Origin of the sequence: Longimycelium tulufanense (genome assembly GCF_014645795.1) — a bacterium.
Classification (GTDB): Bacteria; Actinomycetota; Actinomycetes; order Mycobacteriales; family Pseudonocardiaceae; genus Longimycelium; species Longimycelium tulufanense.
The window spans coordinates 1-3,031 of record NZ_BMMK01000084.1 but is presented as its reverse complement, the minus strand read 5'-3'; the positions used below and the strand labels follow the sequence as shown (position 1 = coordinate 3,031).

Genomic DNA, 3,031 nt, shown 5'->3' with positions numbered 1-3,031 from the left:
GCCTCGGTCTGGTAGTCGTGGATTACCTGCAGCTGATGAACGGCGCAGATCCCCGCCTGCCACGCCAGGAGCAGGTGGCCCAGTTCTCCCGCGAACTGAAGCTCCTCGCAAAGGAGCTACGGGTGCCGGTCGTGGCCTTGAGCCAGCTCAACCGCGGCCCGGAACAGCGTACGGACAAGCGCCCCACCATCGGTGATCTCCGCGAGTCCGGCGCGATCGAGCAGGACAGCGACATCATCGCCCTACTGTGGAAGGACCCGGCGCCCGACCACGACGGCGAGATCATGTTCATGATCGCCAAACACCGGCAGGGCCGGTGCGGTGACGTGTACCTGCAGTGGGCACCGCACTACGCCCGAGCCCGGAACCTGCGCGCAGTCTGACCGAAAAAGCCCTGAGATCGCCGTAGAGTGCCCGACACTCCCACCCAAAACATGTCCGCAGCCTGATCGTCCGCCAGCGACGCCCCTGGGCCGCTTTCCGGCTTGCCCCACGGCTTCTTCCACGTCTTGGTTTCGGATCTGCTGCGGGATCGCGCCGTCCAGGTTCTCGACGAAGTCACTCGATCGGCCCATGGGCTATATCTTGTGACGTGACGCTTGTTTACATACGATGGACATCGCGATCAGTCGCCACCCCTCACCGAGAGGGAGAAATCAGATGCACACCAACCGCCTCTACGGCGCCATCGCGCGCCGAACCCACCCGACCCAGTACCGTCGCCACGCTGCCCGCTCCGTGCGGGCCGCTGAGCGCAACGAGATTCGCCGCGAGATCACCGCCGAGCTGGCAGCCCTGAAGGCGGTGACCGTCTGATGTTCCGCATCTGCACAGCCGTCGCGGCCTTCGTCTTCGTCCTCACCGTCGTCCCTCTGTTCCCACTGCTGGCCCTCGCCGTCGACACCGCAGTCACCCGACTGGCCTGGGCGCACGCCGGCATCAGCTTCGCCGTGTTGGCTGGGGTGGTCCTGGCTGGCTACATCGCGTCCGACTACGTGGGTTCCCGCTGCACCCGGGCCGGCGGTGCCCGATGAGCGCCCGCGAGAAGCGCCTGACGTTCCGCTTCACCCAAACCGGTGCGACGATGCTGCGCCGCTACACCACCGGCGATACGGCCACCCTGCGCATCGTGTTCGAGCCCGGCGAGATCCACGCGATCTGGGGTGACGGTGACCCCTACGCCATGGACGCCGATGCCGAGGTGCTCGCCCAGGCTAGGCGCTTCTATCGGTCGCAGGGGGCGAACTTCAGCGGCTGGATTGTTGAGTGCGGACAGGACTACTCCAACCCGATCCGCGACAAGAGCAACGCTGAGAGTCAACTGCTCGATGCCGTCGCCGATGAGCTGGGCGGAGCCTGGGTGCCTGCTGCCAAGGGCAAAACCGGGAGTGCCCTATGAGCGCCAGCGCCGCAGTCGAGGTGTCTCGTCAGCTCAAGGTCACCCTCGCCAAGCAGGGCCTTGCTGTCCGGGAAGTGGTGGCTTGGGGGCCCGAATGTCACCGGGACAAGCGCGGTGGCCGTGTGTCGGTGTGGACGTTGTTCGTGTACGTCTCGCCTGCGAGCGTGCAGCGCGTACTCGACGCGTTGTCCACGGTGCCGGGGTTAGCGGTGTCTGGGGTCGCAGGTGACCAGAAGTGCGTGTATGTGCACCAGAGGCAGAAGATCACTGGGGGTGTCCGGTGAGCGTCTCGTCCGCCCCCGCCGGGACTACCACGATCGCTGGCGTGGCCGAGCAGTCCAACCGTGCCGCCCGTATCCGCATTCGTTTTCTTCACATCGCCAACACCGCCACCCTGCTGATCCCTGGGAGCCGCCATGTCTGAGAACAGGACGCTCGACCTCGCCGCCCGGCAGGCCGCCAGTCTTCGTTCCCTGGCCGACATGATCGAGGCCAACCCGGAGTTGGCCGAGAACTTTAGCGGTTACAAGAACACGATCGCGATCACCGTGCACACCGATCTGTTCGACCGCGTCGGCAGTCTCGCCCGGTTCGCTCGAGCATGCAAGGCCGCTGGGGCGACGGTCGCCAAGGAGATCGACGACAAGTGGCACAACGTTGTTGCCACCTTCGCCAACAGTGTCGAGGTCACGATGCTCGCCTACCGCGAGGAGGTCTGCGAGCGCGTGGTGGTCGGCACCCGCGAGGTCGTCGAAGAGGTCCCGGACCCGGAGGCGATGGCCGCGGTGCCTACGGTGAAGCGGAAGCGCACCGAGGAGATCGTCCGTTGGGAGTGCCGTCCGCTACTCGCCCAGGACTCCGACGAGACGCGGGACGGTGCGGCATGATCTACCGCGACGGCACCTACCTCGCCCGGGCCGGGGAGACGCCGGAAACGGCCGCGCAGCACCGCGGGCAGGCCCTACGGCTGCTCGACTCCGCGGAGTACGGGGACACCACGCACCGTCTGATCGCCGCAGCAGTGCACGCCATCCTGGCGCTGGCCCCAGCCGAGGAGACCCAGCGTGCCGTGGACACGCGGACCGCGGCCACGCTGCGGCGGCTCGCCAACGAGTGGCAGGGCCAAGAACCCGTCACCGCCGACCGCGTGCTGATTGCGACCGAGCTGCGGCTCACGGCGAACGAGTTGGACGGAGACTCGGATGGCTGCTGTGCGCATCAAGGTCCGTAAGCGCCCCGGCTACCGGGCGTGGGACTGGGACTGCACCGCCGAACCCTGCCCCTACGGATGCGGCCAAGGCTGGGACGCGGGACACGCTGGCGACCAGGGCCGGCGCCATCTTGCCGAGATCCACCAGGGCAGGCCGTGATGCCTCGCCACCTCCAACAGGGTTCCTGGTGGGATCGCCACGACGCCGTGATGTGGTCCATCGCCACCGCCTACGAGCACTGGGCGTGGATCGCCTGGATTCTGCTGCTGGTCGTGTTCACCGGCTGCCAGCGCTGACCACCTGGCCGGTCGCCGGCCGGTTCCCGCCCCGGCCGGCGACCACCCTCCACAGCCCTCACCGAAATTCCATTTGGGAGACAGCCATGCCCGACTACGGAGATGTGCGCATCCGTCCCGACGGC

Annotated in this window: 9 protein-coding genes; all 9 read left to right on the top strand. The window is 67.1% G+C overall.

Going from position 1 to position 3,031, the window contains the following annotated elements; genetic code table 11:
* A partial coding sequence (locus IEY55_RS31490; RefSeq protein WP_189062234.1) for a DnaB-like helicase C-terminal domain-containing protein occupies positions 1–383 on the top strand: 383 nt, incomplete at its 5' end.
* A 277-nt stretch (positions 384–660) separates the two neighbouring features.
* Positions 661–816: a hypothetical protein gene (locus tag IEY55_RS31485; RefSeq protein ID WP_189062233.1), complete on the top strand. Its 156-nt coding sequence runs from the start codon at positions 661–663 to the stop codon at positions 814–816.
* The gene (locus IEY55_RS31480) at positions 816–1,034 is read left to right on the top strand and encodes a hypothetical protein (protein ID WP_189062232.1); all 219 of its coding nucleotides are present in this window, start codon (positions 816–818) and stop codon (positions 1,032–1,034) included. The genes IEY55_RS31485 and IEY55_RS31480 overlap by 1 nt, the downstream gene beginning before the upstream one ends.
* On the top strand, positions 1,031–1,399 hold the full coding sequence (locus IEY55_RS31475; protein WP_189062231.1) for a hypothetical protein: 369 nt from the start codon (positions 1,031–1,033) through the stop codon (positions 1,397–1,399). Before IEY55_RS31480 ends, IEY55_RS31475 begins: the two co-directional genes overlap by 4 nt.
* A complete protein-coding gene (locus IEY55_RS31470) occupies positions 1,396–1,683 on the top strand; it encodes a hypothetical protein (RefSeq protein ID WP_189062230.1) in 288 nt (95 codons plus the stop codon). Before IEY55_RS31475 ends, IEY55_RS31470 begins: the two co-directional genes overlap by 4 nt.
* A gap of 132 nt (positions 1,684–1,815) precedes the next feature.
* The gene (locus tag IEY55_RS31465) at positions 1,816–2,286 is read left to right on the top strand and encodes a hypothetical protein (RefSeq protein WP_189062229.1); all 471 of its coding nucleotides are present in this window, start codon (positions 1,816–1,818) and stop codon (positions 2,284–2,286) included.
* Entirely contained in the window at positions 2,283–2,630 is a 348-nt protein-coding gene (locus IEY55_RS31460) for a hypothetical protein (RefSeq protein ID WP_189062228.1), read from the top strand. The genes IEY55_RS31465 and IEY55_RS31460 overlap by 4 nt, the downstream gene beginning before the upstream one ends.
* The gene (locus tag IEY55_RS31455) at positions 2,602–2,769 is read left to right on the top strand and encodes a hypothetical protein (protein WP_189062227.1); all 168 of its coding nucleotides are present in this window, start codon (positions 2,602–2,604) and stop codon (positions 2,767–2,769) included. The genes IEY55_RS31460 and IEY55_RS31455 overlap by 29 nt, the downstream gene beginning before the upstream one ends.
* Positions 2,769–2,906, top strand: a complete 138-nt coding sequence (locus IEY55_RS31450) for a hypothetical protein (protein WP_189062226.1) — start codon at positions 2,769–2,771, stop codon at positions 2,904–2,906. The genes IEY55_RS31455 and IEY55_RS31450 overlap by 1 nt, the downstream gene beginning before the upstream one ends.
* The last annotated feature ends 125 nt before the right edge of the window (positions 2,907–3,031 follow it).